This window comes from Bacillus sp. 5B6 (assembly GCF_000259405.1).
Taxonomy (GTDB): domain Bacteria; phylum Bacillota; class Bacilli; order Bacillales; family Bacillaceae; genus Bacillus; species Bacillus velezensis.
Genome location: NZ_AJST01000001.1, coordinates 2,503,124 through 2,528,024 on the forward strand (window position 1 = coordinate 2,503,124; position 24,901 = coordinate 2,528,024).

The window sequence follows — 24,901 nt, forward strand, 5'->3', positions numbered from 1 at the left end:
TTATTTCGCCACCTTCTTCTTCGAGTAGTCGCGTTTACGGGGCGCAATCAGTGATACATCGACATCCTGATATTCAAATTCCGGAGCTTCAAACGGACCGGCATGTTTAGCCATCGTCGTTTTGAGCCACTCATCGTCATTTCTTTCAGGGAAATCCGGTTTATAGTGCGCTCCCCGGCTTTCATTTCGGTTATATGCGCCGAGCGTGATGACTCTGGCAAGCTGAAGCATATTGGAGAACTGGCGGGTGAACATCGCCCCTTGGTTGCTCCATTTTGTCGTATCGTTGATATTGATTTTCTTAAAGCGTTCCATCAGCTCTTGGATTTTGTCATCCGTTTTCAAAAGCTTGTCGTTGTGGCGGACCACCGTGACGTTGGCCGTCATCCATTCTCCGAGCTCACGGTGAAGCACGTAGGCATTTTCGTCGCCGTCCATTTTCATAATATCGGCCCATTTTTCTTCTTCTTTTTTCACATAGGAATCAAATAATGAAGAAGACAGGTCTTCCGCTGATGTTTCAAGTCCGGAAACATATTTCACCGCATTCGGTCCGGCCACCATTCCTCCGTAGATTGCGGAAAGCAGAGAGTTCGCCCCTAAACGGTTTCCTCCGTGCATTGAATAATCACATTCTCCCGCTGCGAACAGTCCGCGGATGCTTGTCATCTGATCATAATCAACCCACAGTCCGCCCATTGAATAGTGAACGGCAGGGAAAATTTTCATCGGAAGCTTGCGCGGGTCATCGCCCATGAATTTTTCATAGATTTCGATAATGCCGCCAAGCTTAACGTCAAGCTCTTTCGGATCTTTGTGCGACAGATCGAGATACACCATGTTTTCACCGTTGATGCCGAGTTTCTGATTCACGCACACGTCAAAGATTTCACGTGTCGCAATATCCCGCGGCACGAGGTTTCCGTAAGCCGGATATTTTTCCTCAAGGAAGTACCAAGGTTTTCCGTCTTTGTACGTCCAGACTCTTCCGCCCTCGCCGCGCGCCGATTCACTCATCAGACGCAGTTTATCGTCCCCCGGGATTGCTGTCGGGTGAATTTGGATAAATTCGCCGTTTGCATAATAAGCGCCCTGCTGATAGACGATTGATGCGGCAGATCCCGTGTTGATCATGCTGTTTGTTGATTTGCCGAATACGATTCCGGGACCTCCCGTCGCCATAATAACGGCGTCAGAACGGAATGACTCGATTTGCATATTGGTCAGATTTTGGGCTACGATACCGCGGCACGTGCGCTCATCGTCAAGAACGGCGCCGAGGAATTCCCAGCCTTCATATTTTGTGACAAGACCTGCCACTTCATATCTGCGCACCTGCTCGTCCAGTGCGTAAAGAAGCTGCTGACCCGTCGTCGCTCCCGCGTATGCGGTTCTGTGATGCTGTGTACCCCCGAAACGGCGGAAGTCCAAGAGCCCTTCCGGCGTTCTGTTAAACATAACCCCCATGCGGTCCAATAAGTGGATAATGGACGGCGCCGCTTCACACATCGCTTTTACAGGAGGCTGGTTTGCCAAAAAGTCGCCTCCGTATACCGTGTCATCAAAATGCTCAAACGGAGAGTCTCCTTCCCCTTTTGTGTTGACAGCTCCGTTTATCCCGCCCTGCGCGCAGACCGAGTGAGAGCGTTTGACCGGAACGATGGAAAACAATTTAACGGCCGTGCCTGATTCCGCTGCTTTAATTGTCGCCATGAGGCCGGCAAGACCCCCGCCGACTACGATAATGCTTGATTGACTCATGATAGCCCCTCTCCCTCTAGTAATCTAGTTCTCTTACACAAACGCAAAAATCGCTTTTAAACCTACGTATGAAAGCGCTAAAAATATAATCAGCGTCACGTAAGTCGAAATTCTTTGAGAACGCGGCGTGACCGTGATCCCCCATGTGACCGCAAAAGACCATAAGCCGTTTGAAAAGTGGAAAATGACCGATAAAACGCCTACAATGTAAAAACCGAGCATAAACGGCGAGCTCAAAATATTCGCCATCATATCGAAGTTGACTTCAGCGCCCATCTGCGCGGCAATCCGCGTCTGCCACACATGCCAGCTGACGAAAATAAGGGTGAGAATACCAGTGACACGCTGAAGCACAAACATCCAGTTTCTGAAATAACTGTAGTGGCCAGCGTTGTTTTTCGCAGTAAATGCTATGTACACACCGTAAACCGCATGATAAATTAAAGGTAAGAAAATAATAAAAATTTCTAACGCATACCTGAACGGCAGACTGTCCATAAAGCCGGCCGCCTTGTTAAACGCATCTGCTCCCCTTGCGGCAAATTGGTTGACGACTAAATGCTGGATCAAAAAGATGCCGACCGGAATAACACCGAGCAAGGAATGCAATCTTCGAAAATAAAACTCTCTGTTCCCAGACATTACTTTACCCCCTGTTTGATTTAAGTGCGAAATGTACTAAAATCTCTGCCCCCACTTCGTTTCAATTGTAAGCACTTTATTAAAATTTATTGACAATTTCATTTTACTCCTCCCTCAAAAGGGCGTCAAGAAAACGTGTACATAAATTATAATTTTCGGAATTGATTATTTGACGGGAAAATTTTATTTTCCTGCGATATCTTTCTCACATTTTTTCGCGTGTTTTATAGGATCATCCTGTAATCCTCCCCCATGTTTAAGCTATAATAAACGAAGGAGAGAGGGGAATACATAATATGAAGAATAATTATGAAGCAGCTTTAGAACCTTTAACTGAACTCGACGTCAGCGCATACGGCTACGAATTAATCCGGGAAATCGTGCTTCCGGATATTCTCGGCCCGGAGCATTCATCCATGATGTATTGGGCGGGAAAACGCCTCGCCCGCAAATTTCCTCTTCAATCGTGGGAAGAAATCCCCGCCTTTTTTGAAAAAGCCGGCTGGGGAACTTTGACAAACGCAGGATCAAAAAAACAAGAACTGGAATTTGAACTGGAAGGACCGCTCGTATCCAGCAGGCTCAAACATCAGAAAGAGCCTTGTTTTCAGCTTGAAGCCGGTTTTATAGCCGAACAGATTCAATTGATGAACGATCAGATTGCAGAATCTTATGAACAGGTAAAAAAGAGAGCGGATAAAGTCGTCCTGACCGTAAAATGGGATATGAAGGACCCTGTATAATTGAAAAAAGGCGGTGACTCCAAGTCCCGCCTTTTTTCCTGCCCGTTTATACGGCAGACGGCTGTTTAGAAAGCTCAAACGCATCATGAAGCGCTTCGACCGCTTTCACCATATCATTTTCACTGACAACCGCTGATACTTTTATTTCAGATGTGCTCACCATTTTGACTTGTACATTTTTTTCCGCCAGTACGGCAAACATGTCCGCGGCGACGCCGGGATTTGAAACCATGCCCGACCCGACAATGGAGACTTTCGCCAGTTTTCTTTCGGTTTCAATTTTTTCATAGTCAAGCGCGTTTTTATATTCTTCAAGCACGGCGACCGTTTGCGCGGCATCTTCCGTTTTCACTGAGAAAGAAATATCCGCTTCCCCATCGTCCGACTGTGTCTGAATAATAATGTCAACGTTGATGTTTCGTTTGGCCAGCGCAGTGAAGATTGTTGAAAGTGTTGTCAATCCGCTTGCAAGGCCCGTAACGGACACCCTCGTGATCTGGTCTTCAAATGCAATTCCTCTGACGATTAAATTCTGCTCCATTGATGATTCCTCCTCAATTAATGTTCCAGCTTCATGCTCTGTGCTTGACCGCACTTCCAAAGGCACTTGGTAGTTTTTCGCGAACTCAACCGCCCGCGGGTGAAGAACACCCGCTCCTAGATTTGCAAGCTCCAGCATTTCATCATAAGAAATTCCCGCCAGTTTTCTCGCTGACCGGACATACCGCGGATCTGTCGTAAATACGCCCGGAACATCTGTATAAATGTCGCATTTATCCGCTTCCAATGCTGCGGCAAGAGCGACCGCCGTCGTATCGGAACCGCCCCGTCCGAGCGTCGTGATGCCGCCGTCTTCCGTTACGCCCTGAAAACCGGCAACGACTGTAATTTTGCCTTCTGCAAGCTGCGAACGAATCGCCGTAATATCAATATCCGTAATTCTCGCATTGCCGTGAACGGCTTCCGTGCGGACACCCGCCTGCCAGCCCGTATAAGAGACGGCGTCATATCCTTTTTCCTGAAGCGCCATGGCCAAAAGCGAAATCGTGACCTGCTCTCCCGTAGACAAAAGCATATCCATCTCGCGTCTGCTTGGTTCAGATGTGATTTCAGCCGCGAGGTTAACGAGCGCGTCGGTTGATTTTCCCATTGCCGAAACGACGACTACGACATTATGGCCTTTTTGCTTTTCAGCAATGGCGCGATTTGCGGCATTTTGAATTTTTTCGGCAGAGCCGACGGAAGTGCCTCCGAATTTTTGTACGATAAGACCCATACTAGACCACCCTTTACATTTTGGTTCGTGCGGGTGAGGAGAAAAGAGCGTTTTGTCCACAATAAAAAAAGCAATGAGAGGAATAGCTCTCATTGCTTTTTCATATCATTACGATTGATTATGAACAACGAGATAGCCCTCCAAGAAAATGATTTCTTGACAGCCTTACATTTATTTAATGCAAGGCCAGCAAATCACACCGATGGGATGTGATACACTTCGGCGACGCTCCCCTTTCAGCCTTTTTCGCAGAATCCATCATTCTCCAAAGGCTTACTATTGAAGTTCGCACCTCTATCTTCACCATATAACACGATCTTATGAAATTAGTTCACATTCTAGCAGATTTTTCAGAAAAGCACAATACTATTTTTTTAATTTTTCAAACAGCAGCTGGGCCGCCGCGGCCGGCACACCCGCTTTTTTGATATCGTCAAGGCTTGCTTCCTTCATCTTTTTGACAGATCCGAAATGTTTTAAGAGCATTTTTTTGCGTTTTTCGCCGATTCCGGGGATATCATCCAGAACGGATTGAAAGACGCTTTTTCCCCGGATCTGTCTGTGAAAGCTGATCGCAAAACGGTGAACTTCGTCCTGAATACGCTGAAGCAGGTAAAACTCTTGGCTGTTCCGCTCCAGAAACACCGGTTCAAGCGGGTCGCCGATCAAAAGGTTGGATGTTCGGTGTTTATCATCTTTCGCCAATCCCGCTACCGGGACATCAAGGCCGAGCTCATTCTCGAGTACGTCGCGCGCCGCGTTAATCTGCCCTTTTCCGCCGTCAATGATGATTAAATCCGGCAGCGGAAGGTTTTCGCGGAGCACCCTCGTGTACCTTCTTCTGACGACTTCCCTCATTGAACCGTAATCATCCGGCCCTGTTACGGTTTTAATTTTATATTTGCGGTATTCCTTTTTATTCGGTTTTCCGTCAATAAAGACAATCATGGCCGATACGGGGTTTGTGCCTTGAATATTGGAGTTGTCAAACGCTTCAATCCGATGCGGCGTGTAAATATTCAGTGCTTCGCCGAGCCGTTCGGCTGCACCGATTGACCGTTCCTCATCCCGCTCGATTAACGAGAATTTTTCCCGCAGGGCGATTTTCGCATTTTTGTGCGCAAGCAAAAGCAGCTCTTTTTTCGGGCCTTTTTTCGGCTGATGCACGGCGGTTTCCAACAGCTCGCTGATCATGTCCCTGTCAACGCTGTCAGGCACCAGAATTTCCTTAGGCAGAAAGTGATTGTTTTTAGAGTAGAACTGGCCGATAAAGGTCAGAAATTCTTCATCCGCTTCCTGATACATCGGAAACATGCTGACATCGCGTTCGATCAGTTTTCCTTGGCGAATGAAAAAGACTTGGACGCACATCCAGCCTTTATCGTAGGCATATGCAAACACATCGCGGTCCAGAAGGTCATTCATGGTCATTTTCTGCTTCTCCATCGTCGATTCGATGTGAGCAAGCTGGTCGCGGAATTCTTTAGCCCGTTCAAATTCAAGCTTTTCCGCCGCTTCTGCCATTTTCGCTTCGAGCTCTTTTTTGATTTCGTTATGCCCTCCCTTTAAAAAACGGGTGATGTCTTCAACAATCTCGCGGTTTGTCTCCTCAGATATATCCTTTACACATGGGGCGAGGCATTGTCCGAGATGATAATAAAGACAGACGCGGTCCGGAAGCTTTGAGCATTTCCTGAGCGGGTAAAGGCGGTCCAGCAGTTTTTTCGTTTCCCGCGCCGCCTGCACATTCGGATACGGGCCGAAATAGCGTCCTTTGTCTTTTTTGACATTCCGGGTGACAATCAGCCGCGGATGGCGTTCATGGGTGATTTTAATAAAGGGATAGGTTTTATCATCTTTCAGCATGACATTGTATTTCGGATCGTATTTTTTAATCAGATTCATTTCCAAAATAAGCGCTTCAAGATTGGAGGAAGTCACGATATATTCAAAGTCCTCAATCTCCGTCACAAGCCGTTGGGTTTTTGCGTCGTGAGAACCGGTGAAATAAGACCGCACCCTGTTTTTCAAGACTTTCGCTTTCCCCACGTAGATGACTGTTTTTTGACGGTCTTTCATTAAATAACAGCCCGGCTGATCGGGAAGGAGGGCCAGTTTTTCTTTCAGTTGTTTATTCATACGTTACCCTTCCTTACATTCATTTCTCGTGTCCATTCAGTGTATCACGAACATTTGTTTTTCTCCATTCTCAGCTTTTGGAAGATCAAAAAAGGCGATTCCCTTTCAAAGGAATCGCCCTGCCGTAACGGAAGCTTTCGGCTTACAGATGTTTGTTTACAAGCTCTTCAAGAGCTTCTTTCGGTTTGAAACCGACAGATGTTTCAACGACTTCTCCGTCTTTCAATACGAGAAGTGTCGGGATGCTCATGACGCCGTATTTACCGGCAGTTTCTTGGTTTTCATCCACGTCGATTTTGACGATTTTCAGTTTGTCTCCCATTTCTTGATCGAGCTCTTCAAGAACGGGTGCGATCATTTTACAAGGTCCGCACCAAGGAGCCCAGAAATCAGCCAATACGACACCTTCACTTGTTTCAGCTGAGAACGATTGATCAGTTGCTTTTACGATAGCCATTTTGTTATTCCTCCAATTGTCAAATGATGATTTTTAGTATAGCATCTCCCATTCGTTCATGCTAATTTAATGCTTATATTATTTTCTCCCGAACCCTCCGGAAATAATCTTTTTTATACAGTGTATTATAACCGGGCGGCAGGCGTTCAAAACTTAAGATGGGTCCGCAGGCAGCGTGATTAATACAACCGCCATCGGAGGAAGCTCCGCCTCAAGTTTTCCGCCCTTTTGAGCAAACCCGGAAAACGGCTTCGGTTTGACGTTTTCCGGACTGCTGAATGTATTATGGGCATTCATTTTTTCCGCGTGCAGAATCGTTCCCGAAGGCTTCCCTGTCTTTTTCATGCCCCGCAGTTCAATCTTCACATCAGCTTTGTGCAGATGATCGATATTGCAAATGCTGATATGTATGTCTCCGTTTTGCTGTTTGGACGCTGAAATGCTGACTTGCGGGAGCCGGCCGTCGTTCCATTCGTACCCGGATGCTTTTGTTTCTGTCGCCAAAAGAGATGCGTCCTGATGCACCTTAAACATATCAAACACATGATACGTCGGCGTCAACAGCATTTCTTTCCCTTTTGTCAGGATCATTGCCTGAAGCACGTTGACGGTTTGCGCGATATTGGCCATCTGTACGCGGTCTGCGTGCTGGTGAAAAATGTGAAAATGCGTGGCTGCGACAAGGGCGTCGCGGATCGTATTCTGCTGATACAGAAAGCCCGGATTCGTGCCCGGCTCAGGATCAAGCCACGTGCCCCATTCATCAATGATCAGCCCGACTCTTTTTTCGGGATCGTACTGATCCATGATGGCACTGTGCCTCGTGATCAATTCATCCATATGCGCCGCTTTTTTCATCGTGATGAACCATTCATCTTCCGTAAACTCCGTCGCTGATCCTTTCCCCTTCCAGAAGTCGCCCGGTATTGTGTAATAATGCAGGCTCAGCCCGTCCATGAGATCAGCGGCTTTTTTCATTAAAGTTTCAGTCCAGCGGTAATCGTCGACATTCGCGCCGCCGGCAATTTTATAGATTTCATTACCGCTGTAATTACGGACATAGGTTTGAAAGTTTCTGTAAAGGTCGGCATAATACTCAGGATGCATGTTTCCGCCGCAGCCCCAGTTCTCATTTCCTATTCCGAAATATTTCAGCTTCCACGGTTTTTCCCGCCCGTTTTCTTTTCTCCAGTCGGACATCGGCGTGCCCGCTTCAAACGTCATGTATTCAATCCAATCAGCCATTTCTTTAACCGTTCCGCTGCCGACGTTTCCGGCGATGTACGGTTCGCAGCCGAGCAGTTCACAAAGCATCATAAACTCGTGCGTGCCGAATTCATTGGAATCAATCGTCCCGCCCCAATGGGTATTCAGCATGGTTTTGCGTTTCCCTACGCCGTTTGCCCAATGGTATTCATCTGCAAAACAGCCGCCCGGCCATCTGAGGACGGGAATCTGAAGCTGTTTGAGGGCGTCGGCGACATCCGTCCTGATCCCGCCGGTATTCGGAATATCGGAATCTTTTCCGACCCAGATGCCCTCATATATGCCTCTTCCCAGATGTTCCGCGAAATGTCCGTATATGTTTTTATTAATGGTTCCCTGTGCGATATCAGTTTGAATGACTGCCGTATTGTGAGACAAACTTGATCATTCCTTCCCCTTAATAAGAATGAAAGCACTAGAGACGATCTATCTGGGATGAATGCTGTATGGATAAGTTTGTAAGCGCTTTACAAAAGCTTATTACATTGGTTCGTACATGTCAATCCGTTGTTTTATTAATCTATAATTTGTCCGAACCAATTAACACAAATCAAAACCCTCTGACAAATAAGCCAGAGGGTTTTGATTATGAATGAATATTGGCATTTTTAAATTCCTGGGTCAGAAGCGGAACCACTTCGAACAAATCGCCGACAATTCCGTAGTCCGCTATTTTAAATATTTCCGCTTCCGGGTCTTTGTTAATGGCAACAATGACCTTACTGTTTGACATGCCCGCCAAGTGCTGAATCGCTCCGGAAATGCCGCAGGCGATATACAAATCCGGCGTGACGACTTTTCCCGTCTGGCCGATTTGAAGAGAATAATCGCAATAGTCCGCGTCACACGCGCCGCGTGAAGCGCCCACCGCTGCTCCGAGCACCTCGGCAAGTTCTTTTAACGGTTCAAATCCATCTTTGCTTTTTACACCGCGGCCGCCTGCTACGATAATTTTCGCTTCTGATAAATCCACGCCGTCCGCTGTTTTTTTGACTACTTCTTCAATGACCGTCCGCAAATCTGCCGGAGGCGCCGCAAGCTCTTCAATATCACCCGTGCGGCTCGCGTCTTTTTCTAATGCCTGAATGTTGTTCGGACGGATTGTCGCCAAAATGAACGGATCGGTTGAAATCACCTGTTCAAAGGCTTTGCCGGAATAGATCGGTCTTGTAAAAACGATGTTGTCTCCGGTAACGCTTACATCCGTGCTGTCTGAAATCAGCCCCGTTTCAAACCGGGCCGCAAGCTTAGGTGACAAATCTTTTCCCATAGAAGTGTGGCCGAAAATGACCGCATCAGGTTTTTCGTTTTCGATCAGATCCCCGAGAACCGCGGCATATCCGTCCGCCGTATACTGAGTAAGCCCCGGCGCATCGGCCGTAAATACTTTGTCGGCGCCGTACTGAATGAGTTCCGGTGCTGCATCAGCCGCGCCTTTTCCCATCAGCACGCCGATGACATCTCCTCCGCCGGAAATGGTTTTGCCTGCGGCTATGGCTTCAAAGGTGACGTTCCGTAAGGCGCCGTCACGAATTTCTCCGAGTACGATCACTTTTTTTCCCATTCTGACATCCCCCAGTTTCTTTAATATCGGTTTATACGACTTTGGCTTCTTTTCTCAGCAGTGACACAAGCTCTTTCGCCTGCTCAGCGGCTTCTCCTTCGATCAGTCTGCCCGCTTCTTTTTGCGGCGGCAGAAAACGTTCGATCGTTTTGAGCTTCGGTGCGGCTTCATCTTCATCAATGTCGAGATCATCAAGCTCAAGTTCTTCCAGCGGTTTTTTCTTCGCCTTCATAATGCCCGGAAGCGACGGATAGCGCGGCTCGTTTAAGCCTTGCTGTGCCGTGATGACTAAAGGAAGTGAGGTTTTAATGATTTCGGTATCCCCTTCATTGTCTTTCTCTGCCACAGCTTCATCGCCGCTGATTGTCAGTTTTGTGATCGTTGTGACGCAAGGAATGTTCAGCAGTTCGGCAAGCCTTGGAGCCACTTGGCCTGAACCGCCGTCAATCGCGACATTTCCGCCGAGAATCAGATCATATTCCCGGTCCTTGAAATAATGATATAAGATAGTTGAAATGGAGTATTGGTCAGGATCGCTCAGATCATCTTCAATATTGATTAACACCGCCTGGTCACAGCCCATCGCAAGGGCGGTTCTCAGTTCTTTCTCCGCATCTTCTCCGCCGACGGTTACAGCGGTAACGGTTCCGCCGTGCTCTTCCTTCAGCTGAATGGCTTCTTCAATGGCGTATTCATCATACGGATTAATGATAAATTCGGCCCCGTCCTCCTGAATCTTTCCTGCTTCAATGACGATTTTCTCTTCTGTGTCAAACGTCCGTTTCATCAGTACAAATAGATTCATATTCTTATCCCCTTTATCTTCGCCCACCGAATTGAGGCTTTCTTTTTTCGAGAAATGCCTGAATGCCTTCTTTTGCGTCATCTGATGCAAATGCTTCCCCAAAGCGCTTTGCTTCAAGCTTTAAGCCGCCGTCATAAGAATAGATCTTGTTTGAATAAAGGAGCTCAAGCAGATAAGCCATAGACTGCGGGCTTTTTTCCGCAAACTTGCCCGCGAGCGTTTTCGCTTTTTGCAGCAGCTCTTCCTCATGTTCGGCGCCTATCGTGACAAGGCCGAGGCTGAGTGCTTCTTCTCCGGTCACAGGTTCTGAAGTGCCGATCATTTCAAGCGCTTTCGCCGTACCGACGTACCGGGGAAGCCGCTGCGTCCCGGCAAAGCCCGGAATAATGCCGAGATTCAGCTCGGGCAGGCCGAGCTTTGCATCCAATGTAGCGATTCTGATATGGCAGGCCATGGCTAGCTCAAGACCGCCGCCGAGCGCAGCGCCGTGAATCGCTGCGATAACGGGCTTCGGAAACCCTTCAATTCTTTCCATCAGCTGCTGGCCTTTATCCGCCATGGCAGAAGATTGCTCAAGATTTTCAAGCGACGTAAATTCCTTTATATCGGCGCCCGCCGAGAAAAATTTTCCCTCACCGCGAATAATGATACTTCTGACGCTGTCATCCGTTTCACACCTGTCAAACAGACCGGACAACTCATCTAAAACCGCACCGGACAGCGCGTTGGCCGGCTGATGATTAATGGTGATCACCGCAACAGATTGTTCTACCGCCATCGAAAGGCTGTTCATCCGTCAACCCCCTTTAGTTTTGATGAATTCCTGACACCAACAGCTCCAATACCTTGTCTGACAAATCCGGAAGATCATATTTCTGATCGTTCATCACCCATGTTGTCACTGTTTCATCTATCGTCCCGAATATCATCTGCCGGGCGAGGCGGACGTCGAGATTGTCTTTCCATTCCCCCGACTTGATTCCTTCGGTCAAAATGGTGTCCAGCATGTTTAAATAACCTTTTAAAATATCATTGATTTTCAGGCGCAACTTGATATTCGACTGTCTAAGCTCAAGCTGGGTCACAATCGCGAGGTGGCGGTCATTGCCGAGCAGTGTGAAATGCTGCTTAATAACGAGAGCGAGTTTTTCTTTTGCCGTCGTTTTTTCTTTCACTTCTTCTTCCATGCGTTCAATGAACTGGCCCATCTTTTCTTTAAAAAGAGAAATGAGTATATCCTCTTTGTTTTTGAAATATAAATAGATGGTGCCGTCCGCAACGCCGGCCTGCTTGGCGATTTTGGACACCTGTGATTGGTGATAGCCGTTTTCCGCTATGACTTCTACTGCTGCATCAATAATCTGCATATACTTTGGCCGTTTTTGGTTCAATGTCATCGTTCCTTCCTTCGATAAATGAATGACTATTCATTCATAACTTCATGATAAAAAGGAATCCGGATTTTGTCAAGTTTTTCTTTTAAGGCACCTTGTTTTCACGGGATGCATCTTCCTCTTCGACTAAACGCCTTCTTAATATTTTTCCGACGGCCGTTTTCGGAAGCTCTTTTCTGAATTCGTAAAGCTTCGGGACTTTGTACGGCGCAAGCCGCTCTCTTGCAAACGCATCAAGCTCATCGGCATCTGCCTCGGCGCCTTTTTTCAAAACGATAAATGCTTTCACCGTTTCCCCCCTGTAGGAATCAGGAACGCCAGCTACGACGATTTCCTGAACGGCTTCATGCTCATAAAGCGCCTCTTCCACCTCCCGGGGGTAAATGTTGTATCCGCCGGCAATGATGATGTCTTTTTTTCTGTCGGCGATGTAGAAAAATCCTTCCTCATCCATATATCCCATATCTCCGGTAAACAGCCAGCCGTCTCTGATGACACGCGCCGTCTCCTCCTGCTTATTCCAGTATCCTTTCATGACTTGAGGGCCTTTTACGATCAGCTCGCCGTGTTCATACGGCTCCGCAAGCCCGCCTTTTTCTTCTGAATAGATTCCGGCGTCGGTATTGGGCCAGGGACAGCCGATGCTGCCGGGTTTATTTTTTCCCCAGATGAAGTTTGAATGGGTAACCGGTGATGCTTCGGATAATCCGTAGCCTTCCACAAGCTTTCCTCCGGTCACTTTTTCAAATTTCTGTTTGACCTCAACCGGCAGCGCCGCTGAACCGCTCGGACAGTTTTCAATGGAGGACAGATCATATTTATTCAGCTCCGGGTGATGCAACAGCCCGATGTAAATCGTCGGCGCCCCGGGAAAAACCGTCGGCTTCAGCCTGTCGATTGTTTTCAGGGTATCCAAAGGATTGAATTTGGGAAGAAGGATCATTTCACATCCCTGCATAATGGAAAAATTGAGCACGGCGGTCAATCCGTACACATGAAAAAAAGGCACGATGCCGAGCACCTTTTCGGCTCCCTTTTTCATTTTGTACATCCAGGCGGCGCACATTTCTGTATTGGCCTGAATGTTCCGGTGTGTGAGCATGACGCCTTTCGGATAGCCGGTTGTTCCGCCCGTGTATTGAAGCACGGCGATGTCATGCGCAGGGTCAATATCAAATGGCTCCGCTTCCTCCGCTTTTTCGTTTTTTAAAATATCCGCTAATTTGTGAATTTGTTCGCAGCCGTCATAATCAATATGAACCTGCTGTTTTTGTGTGAGCGTATACAGCATATTTTTCGGAAACGGCAAAAAGTCTTTTATACTCGTTGTAATAATGCCTTCGACGAGTGATAACGTTTTCATTTTTATCACCTTCGGAAACAGCATATCGAGGGTGATGATCACGCGCGGCGCACTGTCTTTCAGCTGATACTCAAGTTCGTGTTCCGTGTAGAGAGGATTGGTTTGAACGACAATGCCGCCGGCAAACAATACGCCGTAAAAAGCGATGACCGACTGCGGACAGTTGGGCAGCATAATGGCGGCTCTGTCCCCTTTTTTCAGGCCTGTTTTGCGTAAAAAAGCGGCTAGCTTTAACGAATCTGTGAGAACGTCTTGGAATGTGAGTTTTTTTCCGAGAAAATAAATGGCGGTGTGGTTCGGGAATTGAGCTGCGGAGTTTGTCAGATTGGATGGCAGGGTTTGATCGGTAAATTCAAGCTCATGCGGAATCTCTTCGGGATATTGAGAAAGCCATGGCTTTTCAGACTGCATAATACCTCTCCCTTCTGGTTTCCTATACGCTATTATTATAGCAGAAGGGTGATTGGAATGGGAAAGCGTTTCATGTGAAATTTCGAGTTTCAGGAGGTGTTGAGTTTGCTGGAAACGCTGCATTTTGAAGAAGGAGTTCCTATCCTGCGCCAGCTGCCGAAGCCGTTTACGTCGGCCGCCTTTTTGCTTCATCCCTTTGTCCGGATGCCTGATGGGTGGGAAGAGCAAAAGCGCAAGCGGCCTTATGAACATATGTATCCGAGTGATGAGGAGATCATCGCGATGGGCAGACCCGTTTCCTGGAAATCCGTCATGACCGTTTGCGGATTGCGCTCTGAAAAAGAGACAGCGCTTGCGCTTATGAGCGCTGTCATGGCACTGCGGGATGAATATGCACATCCTGAATCCGCCGAGCTGTTAAATCGGCTTCATCATCCCGATCTGTACTTGCCGAGCGATGATGTCACTTCACCATTTTTAATTCCGGGACTTTTGGATGTGTTCCGTTCAAAAGGCATAAAGCGCTGCACTTATTATGAGCCTGTCGAAGAGAAAGGCATATTTTCACTCAATCAAACGGCGGCTTCGGATGTATGCGGATTGCTGCGGGCTGACATGATCATTGCCGACGAAAAACGGCGCGCGGCTTTTATGAACATATATGATTCTTTTACGACACTCTTTCTCATGGAAGATCAAGACATGCCGTCTGTCATCCGCGCCATGAGTTGGGAAGCCGTCATTTGCTCTGATACGGCCTGCATAAACTGGTATTCTCAATAAAAAAGGCCGCCGATTCTAGTTCGGCAGCCTTTTTTCAGTATTAAGATGTCATGACCAGATAAATAAGTCCGATGAACAGAAAAATTCCCGCTGCCGACAGCAGCACTTTCGCAAGCTTCTCCATTTTTCCCCGTCCCCTTAAATCCCGGCGGCCACCACAAATGACAGGCCGACTGAGATGACAAATGAAATAAAGCCGACAGCTCTGTTATCTTTTTCAATTTCTTTATCAATTTTAAACCGGGGCGTCAGAAATTCAAAGATAAAATAGCTGATTAAAAGCATAATAAATCCGTATACGCCCCAGCCGATCATTTGCAAAAGCGAATTATGCTGGGCGATGCTGTGCTGAAAGACATTTGCGATACCGAGAATTTTCCCTCCGGTCGCCATTGCCACCGCAAGATTGCCTTTTTGGATTTCCACCCAGTTTTTATAGGATGTCACCAATTCAAACACGGTCAGAAAAATGACGAGACACAAGACGGCTACACTGTAATAAGCCGCGATTTCAACAAGCTCATTTTCCCAAAAAGCATTCATGACGTTTACTCCCTTTTTATTTTAGTTCGACAATCGTTACGCCTGATCCTCCTTCTCCCGCTTCCCCGAACCGCGAGCTTTTCACACTGCGGTGGTTTTTCAGAAGATCCTGCACCCCTTTTCGGAGGGCGCCCGTGCCTTTTCCGTGAATGATGGACACTCTCGGATAGCCGGCAAGCACCGCGTCATCTAAATATTTTTCGACGCGGCTGAGGGCGTTTTCGTAACGCTCTCCCCTGAGGTCAAGTTCAAGGGATACGTGATAATCCTTCCCTTTTACGGCGGTGATTGCTTTTTCTTTTTTCGGTTCAGGAGCCGATTTGAGAAACTCAAGATCTTTTTCCTTCACCTTCATTTTGAGGATGCCGATTTGGACGTTCCATTCTTTCTCGCCGGTTTTCTCAAGCAGCGCCCCTTTTTGTCCGAATGTGAGCACCTTTACTTCGTCGCCCGGCTTGAGCTCGCGTTTTTTCTCTGTCTTTCTTTCCGGCTGCTTTGATTTTTCAAAAGCCGGCATCGCGTCTCCGAGACGTTTTTTGGCGTCAATCAGCTCGTGTTCCTTAAAGGATCTGTGTTCTTGCTTGATGGACCGGAGTTCGCGGATGATCTGTTCGGCTTCTTTTGCGGCGGCTTCCAGTTTTTCCGCAGCTTTCTGTTCGGCTTCTTCCATCATTTTATCTTTTTGGTCGTTCAGCTCAATGATTTGCTGCTGAAGCTCTTTGTGCAGTTTTTCTGCTTCTTTTCTGATTGATTCGGTTTCAGAAAGTTCTTCATCCGCTCTTTTTTTGCTTTTTTCAAGCGATGCGATCATCAGATCGACTTCGTTATGTTCGGCGGTCATTTCTGACTTCGCCTGGCCGATGATATGCTCCGGAAGCCCAAGGCGTCTTGAGATTTCAAATGCGTTGCTTCGGCCCGGCACTCCGATCAGAAGCTTATAGGTAGGCGAGAGCGTTTCAATGTCAAATTCAACGCTGGCATTCATGACGCCTTGTCTGTTATATCCGTATGCTTTCAGTTCCGGATAATGGGTTGTCGCAAGCACTCTGGCGTTTGTCCGGTGAACTTCGTCAAGGATGCTCATGGCAAGCGCCGCTCCTTCCTGCGGATCTGTTCCGGCACCGAGTTCATCAAACAGCACAAGACTGTTTTCAGACACGTCTTTTAAAATATTGACGATATTGACCATGTGGGATGAGAACGTACTCAGACTTTGTTCGATCGACTGTTCATCGCCGATATCGGCAAACACATTGTCAAATACTGATGCTTCCGATCCCTCATCAGCCGGTATGTGCAATCCTGCCTGCGCCATTATCGTCAGCAGCCCGAGTGTTTTTAACGTAACGGTTTTACCGCCCGTATTCGGTCCCGTGATAACGATCGTTGAGTAATCTCCGCCCAGTTCAATATCGTTGGCCACGACTTGATCTTGGGGCAGCAGCGGATGGCGCGCTTTTTTCAGCCGGATAAAACCGTCTCCGTTCATGAGAGGTTTTGTCGCCTTCATTGCTTTTGCGTATCTCGCTTTGGCGAAAATGAAATCCAGTGTCTGCAGCACTTCCACATTGTGAGCGATTTCTTGTGTGTGTTCAGCCGTATGCTCCGTCAGCATTCGGAGAATCCGTTCGATTTCCTGTTTTTCTTTTACTTTCGCCTGCTGAAGCGAGTTGTTCATATCTACGATCGCCTGCGGTTCAATAAACAGTGTCGCACCGGATGAAGATGTATCGTGGACAATTCCGCCGTAGCTTGATCTGTATTCCTGTTTGACCGGGATGACAAAGCGGTCATTCCGAATCGTAACGATGGTGTCAGACAGCATTTTAGAAGCGGAAGATGAACGCAGCATCGATTCAAGCCGGTCTCTGACTCTTGATTCAAGCGTCCTGAGCTGCGTGCGGATTCCCCTTAAAGCGGGAGACGCATGATCAAGCACTTCACCATGGTCATCAATGCAGGAGTTAATCTCCCTTTCCAAATCGCCTAATGTAATCAGCTCTTCTGCATGGGCCTGTATCAGCGGAATGCCGACGCCGTCTTCTGTCATTTGGCTGATAAAATGCTTCATTTGTTTAACGGCATACAGCAGCCCGGACAATTCGGTAAATTCCGCCGGCGTCAGCACACTGCCGATTTCCGCCCGCCGTAAAGCGGATCTTATGTCGGTCAGGCCGCCGAACGGAGCATGGCCTCTCAAGCGCATGACCGCGGATGCTTCTTCGACTTCATCCAGCTGTTTTTGGATGTCTGAGAGATCCGTCAAAGGTTTCAGTTGCAGAAGCTTCTCCCGGCCGAGCGATGAGGCGGCATGTGCGGTAATCTGTTCTTTTACTTTATGAAATTCAAGTGATGATAACACTTTTTGCTGCACGGTTTTGTGATCCTCCTTACTTAATCATTGCGCGTCAGAAATGCTTTGACCTCGTGTAGCGGCCGGGCGTTTAACACATGTTTTGTATCCGTCCACCCTTTGCGCGCAGCGGTCACGCCCGTTTTCATATCATCGAGCATCTCGATATTATGGGCATCGGTATTAATGACCAAAGTCACGCCTTTTTCATTTGCTTTGATCAGATGCTCAGTCCGCAAATCGAGGCGCGCAGGGTTTGCATTCAGTTCAAGCGCCGTATTTGTTTTAGCGGCGAGTTCAATCAGCATGTCGATGTCGACTTCATAGCCGGCCCGTCTGCCGATCAGGCGTCCCGTCGGGTGGGCGATAATGTCCACGTGCTTATTCGTCAGTGCCTGTTCAAGCCGTTTCATAATGACATGCTCCGGCTGGCTGAAGCTTGAATGAATAGACGCGATGACAAGATCCATTTCAGACAGAACACTGTCATCATAATCGAGCGAACCGTCGGGGAGAATGTCCATTTCTATGCCTTTAAAAATGTGAAAATTTTCAAATTCAGCATTTAACGCGTCAATTTCTTCCGCCTGTTTTTTGAGCCGTTCGGCCGTTAACCCGTTGGCTACCTTTAAATATTGGGAATGGTCGGTGATCGCCATGTACTGATAGCCTTTTGCCATACACGCTTCTGCCATTTCTCTGATGGAAAAAGCGCCGTCACTCCAGGCTGAGTGCATGTGGAGATCGCCTTTTATCGCTTTATGCTCCACAAGATCCGTTTCTTCCCGGTACGTGTCGACCTCCAGCCCGGTCTCTCTGAGCTCAGGAGGAATAAACGGCAGACCGAAGTGGGCGTAAAACGCTTCTTCGCTCGGGAATGTTTTGACGTCTCCCGTTTCTATGGTTTCTACTCCATATTCACTGATCCGTTCACCGCGCTCTTTCGCCAGCTGGCGCATTTTAATGTTGTGATCTTTAGAACCGGTAAAATGATGCAGCGTGGTGGCAAACTGTTCCTCTGTCACAAGCCGGAAATCCACACTCGTCTCATATTCAAAGGTCAGGATGACTGATACTTTTGTATCCCCGCTCGCTATCACGTCTTTTACGTTCGGGAGGGAAAGAAGCTGTTCTCTGACAGCCTCCGGATGATCTGTAGCGATAATGTAATCCAGATCTTTTACGGTTTCCCGCGCTCTTCTGAGACTGCCGGCCCGGGAATATTTCTGAATATCCGTCAGCCGGGCCAAATGTTCTTCAATTACTGAAGCAATGCCGAGCGCATAGCCGATCGGAAAGCGTTCCGGCTGTTTTCCGGCTTCTCCGAGAGCATGGAGGATTTTCTCCTCCGTTTTTTTGCCGAAACCGGCGAGCCCCTGTACTTTTTGCTGCTCGCATGCTTCTTTCAGCGATTCCGCGTCATGAACGCCCAGTTCCTGATACAGCTTGGCGATTTTTTTGCCGCCGAGGCCCGGAAGCTTCAAAAGAGGAACCAAGCCTTCCGGAACTTCTTTCTGCAATTGGAGAAGCGTGCCGGACACACCTTCCTGCATATATTCACGAATGACGCCGTAGGTGCCTTTTCCGATTCCGGATAAAGACATCATATCGTCGATTTCTGACAGGCTGCGGTCATCCTGCTCAAGCGCCGCTGCCGCTTTTCGGAAGGCTGATATTTTAAACGGGTTGTCCCCTTTCAGTTCCATATAGACCGCAATCGTTTCAAGCAGCCTGATGATATCTTTTTTATGCATACTGTTAACCCCCCAGTCGTTTCCTGCTTTTCATCATACAAATTTTTCTCCTCCGGCACAACTGACGCAGAGCTTGAAAAAAACTTCTCCGGTCAAGAGAAGTTTTTTATGCCCCGTACTGGGCCCACAGTTCTTGCAGGAGCCCTGACAGATACGGCGTATGATGTGTGATGATATTTGCAAGCGTCGATTGTGCGAGCATATCCTGAAGCGCGCTTACCGGCAGTACGGATGCGACGTATAACAGGATAAACGCAAATAAATAGACTTCCAGAAATCCGAGCACCCCGCCCAGCAGTTTGTTGATCTGTTTAATGACCGGAATGCTGGCGATAATATTAAGCGCCGCTCCGATAATCCGAAGCAGAATCTTTGCGATGATAAACAAAATGACAAACGCGATCGCGTTGTAATAAGCCGTCTCTACGTTTCCTTTAATAAAAGACAGAGCCGCCTGCCCGCCGGAAAAATCAGGCGCGGGTATAAAGCTCAGATGCGGGGCCAGGTTTTTGTAAAAAAGCGCCGCAAACGCAATCGAGAGGATGAAACTCGTTAAATATATAAATTGGAGGATAAATCCTCTTTTTAATCCAAGCAATGTGCCCATTAAGAGCAGAACTAAGATGATGATATCTATCATATGGTGTTCATTCCTTTTCTTTAAGCTGCCGCTCCAGTATTTCATATTTTTCTTGCAGTTTCATATAATCATGCACGACATTGACCGCAGTCAATACAGCGAGCTTATTTATATCAAGATATGGATTTTTCTCGTTGATTTCTCTCATTTTATCATCAACCACTCCGGCCACGTGGCGCATGTGCGCTTTGCTTTCTTCCCCGATAATGGTGAAGTGCTGGCCGTAAATGTTTACTGTCGTTTTGGTTTTTTTGCCGTCAGACAACGTTTCTCCTCCATTCCGCGAGAATCCTAGTTCCTATCATACCACGATTATCGTTTGAATGGAAAGACGAGCCTCAGGCTGTTATGATACACTGGTATATACAGTGAAAAGTGCCAAAAAGGAGATTATATCGTGTCCCATTCTGTTATAAAAGTATCCGCTTCCGCTATGGAACAAATGAAACAATCCTATGCCGGCTCCCTTACTCCCGCCGTTCCGCAGGGCGCCGTCTTCCAGGCTAAGCCTCCGGGCTGTACCATTACAGCCTACCGCTCGGGCAAGGTTCTCTTTCAAGGAAAAAACGCCGGCACAGAAGCGGCCCGCTGGGGAACGGCTGAGGCGCCGAAAGCAAAGAAAACCGTCAAAAAAGCGGCCGACCCGCTCTACGCTCCCCCGGCGGGCATTGCCTCCATGTCAGTGATCGGCTCTGATGAAGTCGGAACAGGCGATTACTTCGGGCCGATAACAGTTGCCTGCGCCTACGCCGACAAATCAAAGCTCTCTTTAATGAAAGAACTCGGTGTGAAGGATTCGAAGGATTTAAAAGATCCGCAGATTATTGAAATCGCCAAACTGTTAATTAAAACCATTCCTTACAGCCTGCTTGTGTTAAAAAACGAAAAATACAATCAGATGCAGGAAAAAGGCATGAGCCAAGGAAAAATGAAGGCGCTCCTTCATAATCAGGCGATTTCCAATCTGCTGAGAAAAATGAACGGCGTTAAACCGGAAGCGATTCTGATTGACCAATTCGCAGAGCCCGGCATTTATTTTAAGCATCTTTCCGGACGGGATATCGTAAAAGAAAAAACGTTTTTCAGCACGAAAGCGGAAAGCATACATCTTTCCGTCGCCGCAGCCTCTATCATTGCGCGATATTCTTTCTTAATTGAAATGGATAAGCTTTCCCGAGAGGCTGGGATGACGATTCCAAAAGGCGCGGGGCCGCACGTCGATGAAGCTGCCGCCAAGCTGATCATCAATAAGGGAGAAGGTGCGCTCAGAACGTTCACCAAACTTCATTTTGCCAATACGCAAAAAGCGAAACGCCTTGTTGAACGGAAGCGGTCATAATAAAAAAGCTTGCAGAGTGATCTGCAAGCTTTTTCTTTATCCTCTTAATACGGCCTGATACGTTTCTTCCAGCGCTTTCAGCACGTTTTCATGTACTTTTGTCACTTCTTCTTCTGTCAATGTTTGTTCAGGGTTAACATATTGGAGCGAGAAGGCGACGGATTTTTTGCCTTCTTCCATATGCTCACCTTCGTACACATCAAATACGGTGACTTCTTTCAGCAGCGCGCCGCCGGCTTCTTTGATCACGGCTTCGAGCTGTCCGCTTGTAACGGTTTTATCTGCCACAAGCGCAATGTCGCGCGTGACGGACGGGTACTTCGGAATCGGCGTATACACGACAGGTTCTGTTTCCTCGGTCAGAAGCGCGTGCAGATCAAGCTCGAACACATACGTTTCTTTGATATCCAGCTCTTTTTCCATTGCCGGATGCACCTGGCCGATAAATCCGGCAAGCGAACCGTTCAATAGAATGTTTGCCGTCCGGCCGGGATGCATGTTTTTGCGTTCTGACTGGACAAATTCAACCCGGTCTGACACATTCAATTGATGCAGCAGGCCTTCAACGATTCCTTTGGCGACGAAGAAATCAACCGGCTTTTTCTCACCCTGCCATAAATTTTTGCGCCACAATCCGGTTACAGCTCCGGCAACCCGTTCTTTTTCAACCGGTTTTGTGTTTTCTTCTTTCGTCAGAAATACAGAACCCGTTTCATATAAAGCAACGGAATCAGTCTGTCTGGCCAGATTGTATGAAACGGCTTCAAGAAGATTCGGCACGAGGCTGTGTCTGAGAATGCTTCTTTCTTCGCTCATCGGCAGAGCAAGCATCGTGTTGAATGATTTTTCGATCGCAAAAGCGGCCGCTTTTTTATCATTCGTTAATGAATAAGTGGTCGCTTGTGAAAGACCCGCTCCTTCAAGGAAACGTCTCACTTTCCGGCGTTTTGCCTGATACGGTGTCAAGCCGCCTGTCGTGCCGGCCGTTTCCGGAAGCGTGGACGGAATATTGTCATACCCGTACAATCTCGCCGCTTCTTCAATCAGGTCTTCTTCTATTCTAATATCTCCGCGGCGCGACGGCACCGTTACGACGAGAACGTCTTCAGCTTCACCGACTGCAAACCCGAGGCGCTTGTAAATGCTGATGATTTCTTCTTTAGCGATTGTCATGCCGAGCACGGCGTTCACTTTTTCAACAGACACGTGAATGTTGTTTGCTTCGATTTTCAGATGGTTTTCTTCAACCGTGCCTGAGAGCACTTCTCCGCCGGCATATGCCTGAATGAGACTGCAGGCCCGTTCAGCCGCCAGCAAAACACGGGCCGGATCAATGCCTTTTTCATATCTGGCGCTCGCTTCGCTTCTCAGTCCGAGGTCTCTCGACGCTTTGCGGACGGTCTGTCCGTCGAAATAAGCGGCTTCCAGTAAAATCGCAGTGGTGTCTTCGCGGACTTCAGACTCAGCTCCGCCCATGACTCCCGCAACGGCTTGCGCTTTTTTTCCGTTTGTGATGACCAAATGGCTGCTTGACAGCTTGCGCTCTTGTTCATCCAGCGTCACGATGGTTTCGTTTTCCGCCGCTTTTCTGACGACGACCTCTTTTGAACCGAACCGGTCGTAATCGAAAGCGTGAAGCGGCTGTCCGTACTCAAGGAGGACGAAGTTTGTAATGTCCACGACGTTATTATGCGGGCGGATGCCTGCATTCATCAGCTTCGTCTGCATCCAAAGCGGAGACGGGCCGATTTTGACGTTTTTAATGATTTTTGCGGCATAATGCGGATTGGCCTGCGTATCTTCAACCTTAACGGAAACAGCATCCGCCGCTTTTTCAGCCGCTTTTTCATATGAAGCCTCCGGAAGCTTTACCTCTGCGCCGAGGATAGCCGCAACTTCATAAGCCACGCCAAGCATGTTCATCGCGTCGGCGCGGTTCGGCGTTAAGCCCAATTCTAAAATCGCATCATCAAGCTGAAGGGCCGCCATTGCGTCAGCTCCCGTTTCAGCATCATTCGGAAAAACGAAAATGCCTTCCGCATATTCTTTCGCCACGAGCTTGCTTTCAATGCCGAGCTCCTGAAGGGAACAGATCATGCCGTGAGACGCTTCGCCGCGCAGCTTGGCTTTTTTAATTTTGAAATTGCCGGGAAGCACGGCTCCGACCGTTGCAACGGCAACCTTCTGTCCTTTATCAACATTCGGGGCGCCGCAGATAATCTGCACGGTTTCCTCCGCACCGATATCAACAAGGCATTTGTTGAGCTTGTCGGCATTTGGGTGCTGTTCACGCTCAAGCACGTGTCCGATGACAACGCCTTTTACGCCCTCCCCTTTATACTCGATACCCTCAACTTCAATACCGGCTCTCGTAATTTTTTCTGCAAGCACGGCCGGGTCGATTCCCTGCAAGTCAACGTAATCTTCTAACCATTTATAAGAAACAAACATGTGTATCCTCCTCTTACGCCTGTTTAAACTGCGAAATGAATCTGACATCATTGGTATAGAAATGGCGGATATCTTCAATGCCGTATTTCAGCATCGCGATACGTTCAACACCCATTCCGAAAGCAAAACCCTGGTATTCCTCAGGATTGAATCCGGCCATCTTCAGCACGTTCGGGTGAACCATGCCGGCGCCGAGAATTTCGATCCAGCCTGTTTTTTTGCAGACGGAGCAGCCTTGTCCGCCGCACTTAAAGCAGGTCACATCCACCTCGACAGAAGGCTCTGTGAATGGGAAAAAGCTCGGACGGAGCCTGATTTCACGATCTTGGCCGAACATTTTTTTGGCGACCAATTCAAGCGTGCCTTTCAGGTCGCTCATGCTGATTTTGCGGTCGACGACGAGACCCTCGATCTGCATGAATTGATGGGAATGGGTCGCGTCATCGTTGTCGCGGCGATACACTTTACCGGGACAAATGATTTTGACGGGGCCTTTTCCTTTATGCTTTTCCATCGTGCGCGTCTGCACCGGTGACGTCTGCGTTCTCATCAGCATTTCTTCTGTAATGTAAAAGCTGTCCTGCATGTCGCGGGCCGGATGTTCCTTCGGCAGGTTCAGCGCCTCAAAGTTGTAATAATCCGTTTCCACTTCAGGGCCTTCTTCGACGGTATATCCCATGCCGATAAATAAATCTTCAATTTCTTCAATAACGACCGTCAGCGGATGGCGTCCGCCGATGTTTACCTGACTGCCCGGCAATGTGACGTCAATCGTCTGGCTGCTGAGTTTTTTATTCATTTCTTCTTGTTCAAGCTGTTCATTTTTCGCCGTAATGGCTGCTGCAATGCGCTCTCTCACTTCATTGGCGAGCGCTCCCATTTTCGGGCGCTCTTCGGCGGACAGTTTGCCCATGCCGCGGAGAACTTCTGTAATCGGCCCTTTTTTTCCGAGATATTGCACCCGAATGTCGTTAACTTCTTTTAATGAACCCGCCGCTTCTACTTTTTCTGCAGCTTCCAGTTCGAGCTGTTTAAGCTTCTCTTCCATCATGCATCCTCCTTTTATGTAAACCAAACCGTTCTATGCCTTTTTCAGAAAACAAAAAAACCCGCCCCTTGAGAGAAGGGACGAGTTGTGGCCGCGGTACCACCCTTTTTAAGGCAGACTTCATCTGCCGACAGCTTCATTGACATAACGGAAACGATCGTTCCGGTTC

At 48.0% G+C, this 24,901-nt stretch carries 21 protein-coding genes and 1 riboswitch; of the genes, 3 read left to right on the forward strand and 18 right to left on the reverse strand.

The annotated features are described in order from the left end of the window. Complete coding sequence (gene sdhA / locus MY7_RS11700; RefSeq protein WP_003152573.1) at positions 1-1,761, reverse strand: succinate dehydrogenase flavoprotein subunit; 1,761 nt, start codon at positions 1,759-1,761, stop codon at positions 1-3. A gap of 33 nt (positions 1,762-1,794) precedes the next feature. Then, a complete protein-coding gene (gene sdhC / locus MY7_RS11705; RefSeq protein ID WP_003152571.1) occupies positions 1,795-2,403 on the reverse strand; it encodes a succinate dehydrogenase cytochrome B558 in 609 nt (202 codons plus the stop codon). Positions 2,404-2,699: 296 nt separating this feature from the next. On the opposite strand from sdhC, the gene MY7_RS11710 reads away from it, so the two are divergent. After that, entirely contained in the window at positions 2,700-3,146 is a 447-nt protein-coding gene (locus MY7_RS11710; protein ID WP_007612940.1) for a YslB family protein, read from the forward strand. A 46-nt stretch (positions 3,147-3,192) separates the two neighbouring features. On the opposite strand, the gene MY7_RS11715 is transcribed toward MY7_RS11710, so the two are convergent. From MY7_RS11715 to MY7_RS11755, 9 genes are all read right to left on the reverse strand, one after another. Continuing rightward, the gene (locus MY7_RS11715) at positions 3,193-4,422 is read right to left on the reverse strand and encodes an aspartate kinase (RefSeq protein ID WP_007612944.1); all 1,230 of its coding nucleotides are present in this window, start codon (positions 4,420-4,422) and stop codon (positions 3,193-3,195) included. Positions 4,423-4,547: 125 nt separating this feature from the next. Further along, a riboswitch (Lysine riboswitch) is annotated at positions 4,548-4,727 on the reverse strand. Positions 4,728-4,788: 61 nt separating this feature from the next. Continuing rightward, a complete protein-coding gene (uvrC, locus tag MY7_RS11720; RefSeq protein WP_007612945.1) occupies positions 4,789-6,561 on the reverse strand; it encodes an excinuclease ABC subunit UvrC in 1,773 nt (590 codons plus the stop codon). Between the two features lie 142 nt (positions 6,562-6,703). After that, positions 6,704-7,018 carry a thioredoxin gene (gene trxA / locus MY7_RS11725; RefSeq protein ID WP_003152560.1) on the reverse strand — a complete coding sequence of 105 codons (315 nt, stop codon included), beginning with the start codon at positions 7,016-7,018 and terminating at the stop codon, positions 6,704-6,706. 153 nt (positions 7,019-7,171) lie between these two features. Beyond that, a complete protein-coding gene (locus MY7_RS11730) occupies positions 7,172-8,662 on the reverse strand; it encodes an alpha-N-arabinofuranosidase (RefSeq protein WP_007612947.1) in 1,491 nt (496 codons plus the stop codon). 208 nt (positions 8,663-8,870) lie between these two features. After that, the gene (locus MY7_RS11735) at positions 8,871-9,848 is read right to left on the reverse strand and encodes an electron transfer flavoprotein subunit alpha/FixB family protein (RefSeq protein WP_007612948.1); all 978 of its coding nucleotides are present in this window, start codon (positions 9,846-9,848) and stop codon (positions 8,871-8,873) included. A gap of 31 nt (positions 9,849-9,879) precedes the next feature. Continuing rightward, positions 9,880-10,653, reverse strand: coding sequence for an electron transfer flavoprotein subunit beta/FixA family protein (locus tag MY7_RS11740; RefSeq protein ID WP_007612949.1), 774 nt, complete (start codon positions 10,651-10,653; stop codon positions 9,880-9,882). A gap of 13 nt (positions 10,654-10,666) precedes the next feature. Next, positions 10,667-11,446 carry an enoyl-CoA hydratase gene (locus MY7_RS11745; protein WP_007612950.1) on the reverse strand — a complete coding sequence of 260 codons (780 nt, stop codon included), beginning with the start codon at positions 11,444-11,446 and terminating at the stop codon, positions 10,667-10,669. A 13-nt stretch (positions 11,447-11,459) separates the two neighbouring features. Next, positions 11,460-12,044, reverse strand: coding sequence for a TetR/AcrR family transcriptional regulator (locus tag MY7_RS11750; RefSeq protein ID WP_007408119.1), 585 nt, complete (start codon positions 12,042-12,044; stop codon positions 11,460-11,462). Positions 12,045-12,132: 88 nt separating this feature from the next. After that, entirely contained in the window at positions 12,133-13,821 is a 1,689-nt protein-coding gene (locus MY7_RS11755) for an AMP-binding protein (protein WP_029326043.1), read from the reverse strand. A gap of 105 nt (positions 13,822-13,926) precedes the next feature. On the opposite strand from MY7_RS11755, the gene MY7_RS11760 reads away from it, so the two are divergent. Then, positions 13,927-14,604 (forward strand): DUF2711 family protein, encoded by a 678-nt coding sequence (locus tag MY7_RS11760; RefSeq protein ID WP_029326042.1) that lies wholly within the window; start codon positions 13,927-13,929, stop codon positions 14,602-14,604. Positions 14,605-14,742: 138 nt separating this feature from the next. On the opposite strand, the gene MY7_RS11765 is transcribed toward MY7_RS11760, so the two are convergent. The 5 genes from MY7_RS11765 to zapA form a co-directional block, all read right to left on the reverse strand. Continuing rightward, positions 14,743-15,147 carry a DUF350 domain-containing protein gene (locus tag MY7_RS11765; protein ID WP_003152541.1) on the reverse strand — a complete coding sequence of 135 codons (405 nt, stop codon included), beginning with the start codon at positions 15,145-15,147 and terminating at the stop codon, positions 14,743-14,745. 16 nt (positions 15,148-15,163) lie between these two features. Further along, positions 15,164-17,521 carry an endonuclease MutS2 gene (locus tag MY7_RS11770; protein WP_007612956.1) on the reverse strand — a complete coding sequence of 786 codons (2,358 nt, stop codon included), beginning with the start codon at positions 17,519-17,521 and terminating at the stop codon, positions 15,164-15,166. A 20-nt stretch (positions 17,522-17,541) separates the two neighbouring features. After that, the gene (polX, locus tag MY7_RS11775; RefSeq protein ID WP_007612957.1) at positions 17,542-19,254 is read right to left on the reverse strand and encodes a DNA polymerase/3'-5' exonuclease PolX; all 1,713 of its coding nucleotides are present in this window, start codon (positions 19,252-19,254) and stop codon (positions 17,542-17,544) included. A 106-nt stretch (positions 19,255-19,360) separates the two neighbouring features. Beyond that, positions 19,361-19,894: a CvpA family protein gene (locus MY7_RS11780; RefSeq protein WP_007612958.1), complete on the reverse strand. Its 534-nt coding sequence runs from the start codon at positions 19,892-19,894 to the stop codon at positions 19,361-19,363. A gap of 7 nt (positions 19,895-19,901) precedes the next feature. Further along, positions 19,902-20,159, reverse strand: a complete 258-nt coding sequence (zapA, locus tag MY7_RS11785; RefSeq protein WP_007408114.1) for a cell division protein ZapA — start codon at positions 20,157-20,159, stop codon at positions 19,902-19,904. Positions 20,160-20,291: 132 nt separating this feature from the next. Between zapA and rnhC the strand changes: the two genes are divergently transcribed. Further along, a complete protein-coding gene (gene rnhC / locus MY7_RS11790) occupies positions 20,292-21,233 on the forward strand; it encodes a ribonuclease HIII (RefSeq protein ID WP_007408113.1) in 942 nt (313 codons plus the stop codon). Between the two features lie 36 nt (positions 21,234-21,269). Here rnhC and pheT read toward each other — a convergent pair whose 3' ends face one another. After that, on the reverse strand, positions 21,270-23,684 hold the full coding sequence (gene pheT / locus MY7_RS11795) for a phenylalanine--tRNA ligase subunit beta (protein ID WP_007612959.1): 2,415 nt from the start codon (positions 23,682-23,684) through the stop codon (positions 21,270-21,272). A gap of 13 nt (positions 23,685-23,697) precedes the next feature. Further along, a complete protein-coding gene (gene pheS, locus MY7_RS11800) occupies positions 23,698-24,732 on the reverse strand; it encodes a phenylalanine--tRNA ligase subunit alpha (RefSeq protein ID WP_003152530.1) in 1,035 nt (344 codons plus the stop codon). Between the last annotated feature and the right edge of the window lie 169 nt (positions 24,733-24,901).

Excerpts from the sequence above, each read along its gene's own strand:
- sdhA (WP_003152573.1), bottom strand. The coding sequence starts at position 1,761 with ATGAGTCAATCAAGCATTATCGTAGTCGGCGGGGGTCTTGCCGGCCTC.
- sdhC (WP_003152571.1), bottom strand. The coding sequence starts at position 2,403 with ATGTCTGGGAACAGAGAGTTTTATTTTCGAAGATTGCATTCCTTGCTC.
- MY7_RS11710 (WP_007612940.1), top strand. The coding sequence starts at position 2,700 with ATGAAGAATAATTATGAAGCAGCTTTAGAACCTTTAACTGAACTCGAC.
- MY7_RS11715 (WP_007612944.1), bottom strand. The coding sequence starts at position 4,422 with ATGGGTCTTATCGTACAAAAATTCGGAGGCACTTCCGTCGGCTCTGCC.
- uvrC (WP_007612945.1), bottom strand. The coding sequence starts at position 6,561 with ATGAATAAACAACTGAAAGAAAAACTGGCCCTCCTTCCCGATCAGCCG.
- trxA (WP_003152560.1), bottom strand. The coding sequence starts at position 7,018 with ATGGCTATCGTAAAAGCAACTGATCAATCGTTCTCAGCTGAAACAAGT.
- MY7_RS11735 (WP_007612948.1), bottom strand. The coding sequence starts at position 9,848 with ATGGGAAAAAAAGTGATCGTACTCGGAGAAATTCGTGACGGCGCCTTA.
- MY7_RS11740 (WP_007612949.1), bottom strand. The coding sequence starts at position 10,653 with ATGAATCTATTTGTACTGATGAAACGGACGTTTGACACAGAAGAGAAA.
- MY7_RS11745 (WP_007612950.1), bottom strand. The coding sequence starts at position 11,446 with ATGAACAGCCTTTCGATGGCGGTAGAACAATCTGTTGCGGTGATCACC.
- MY7_RS11755 (WP_029326043.1), bottom strand. The coding sequence starts at position 13,821 with ATGCAGTCTGAAAAGCCATGGCTTTCTCAATATCCCGAAGAGATTCCG.
- MY7_RS11765 (WP_003152541.1), bottom strand. The coding sequence starts at position 15,147 with ATGAATGCTTTTTGGGAAAATGAGCTTGTTGAAATCGCGGCTTATTAC.
- polX (WP_007612957.1), bottom strand. The coding sequence starts at position 19,254 with ATGCATAAAAAAGATATCATCAGGCTGCTTGAAACGATTGCGGTCTAT.
- MY7_RS11780 (WP_007612958.1), bottom strand. The coding sequence starts at position 19,894 with ATGATAGATATCATCATCTTAGTTCTGCTCTTAATGGGCACATTGCTT.
- pheT (WP_007612959.1), bottom strand. The coding sequence starts at position 23,684 with ATGTTTGTTTCTTATAAATGGTTAGAAGATTACGTTGACTTGCAGGGA.
- pheS (WP_003152530.1), bottom strand. The coding sequence starts at position 24,732 with ATGGAAGAGAAGCTTAAACAGCTCGAACTGGAAGCTGCAGAAAAAGTA.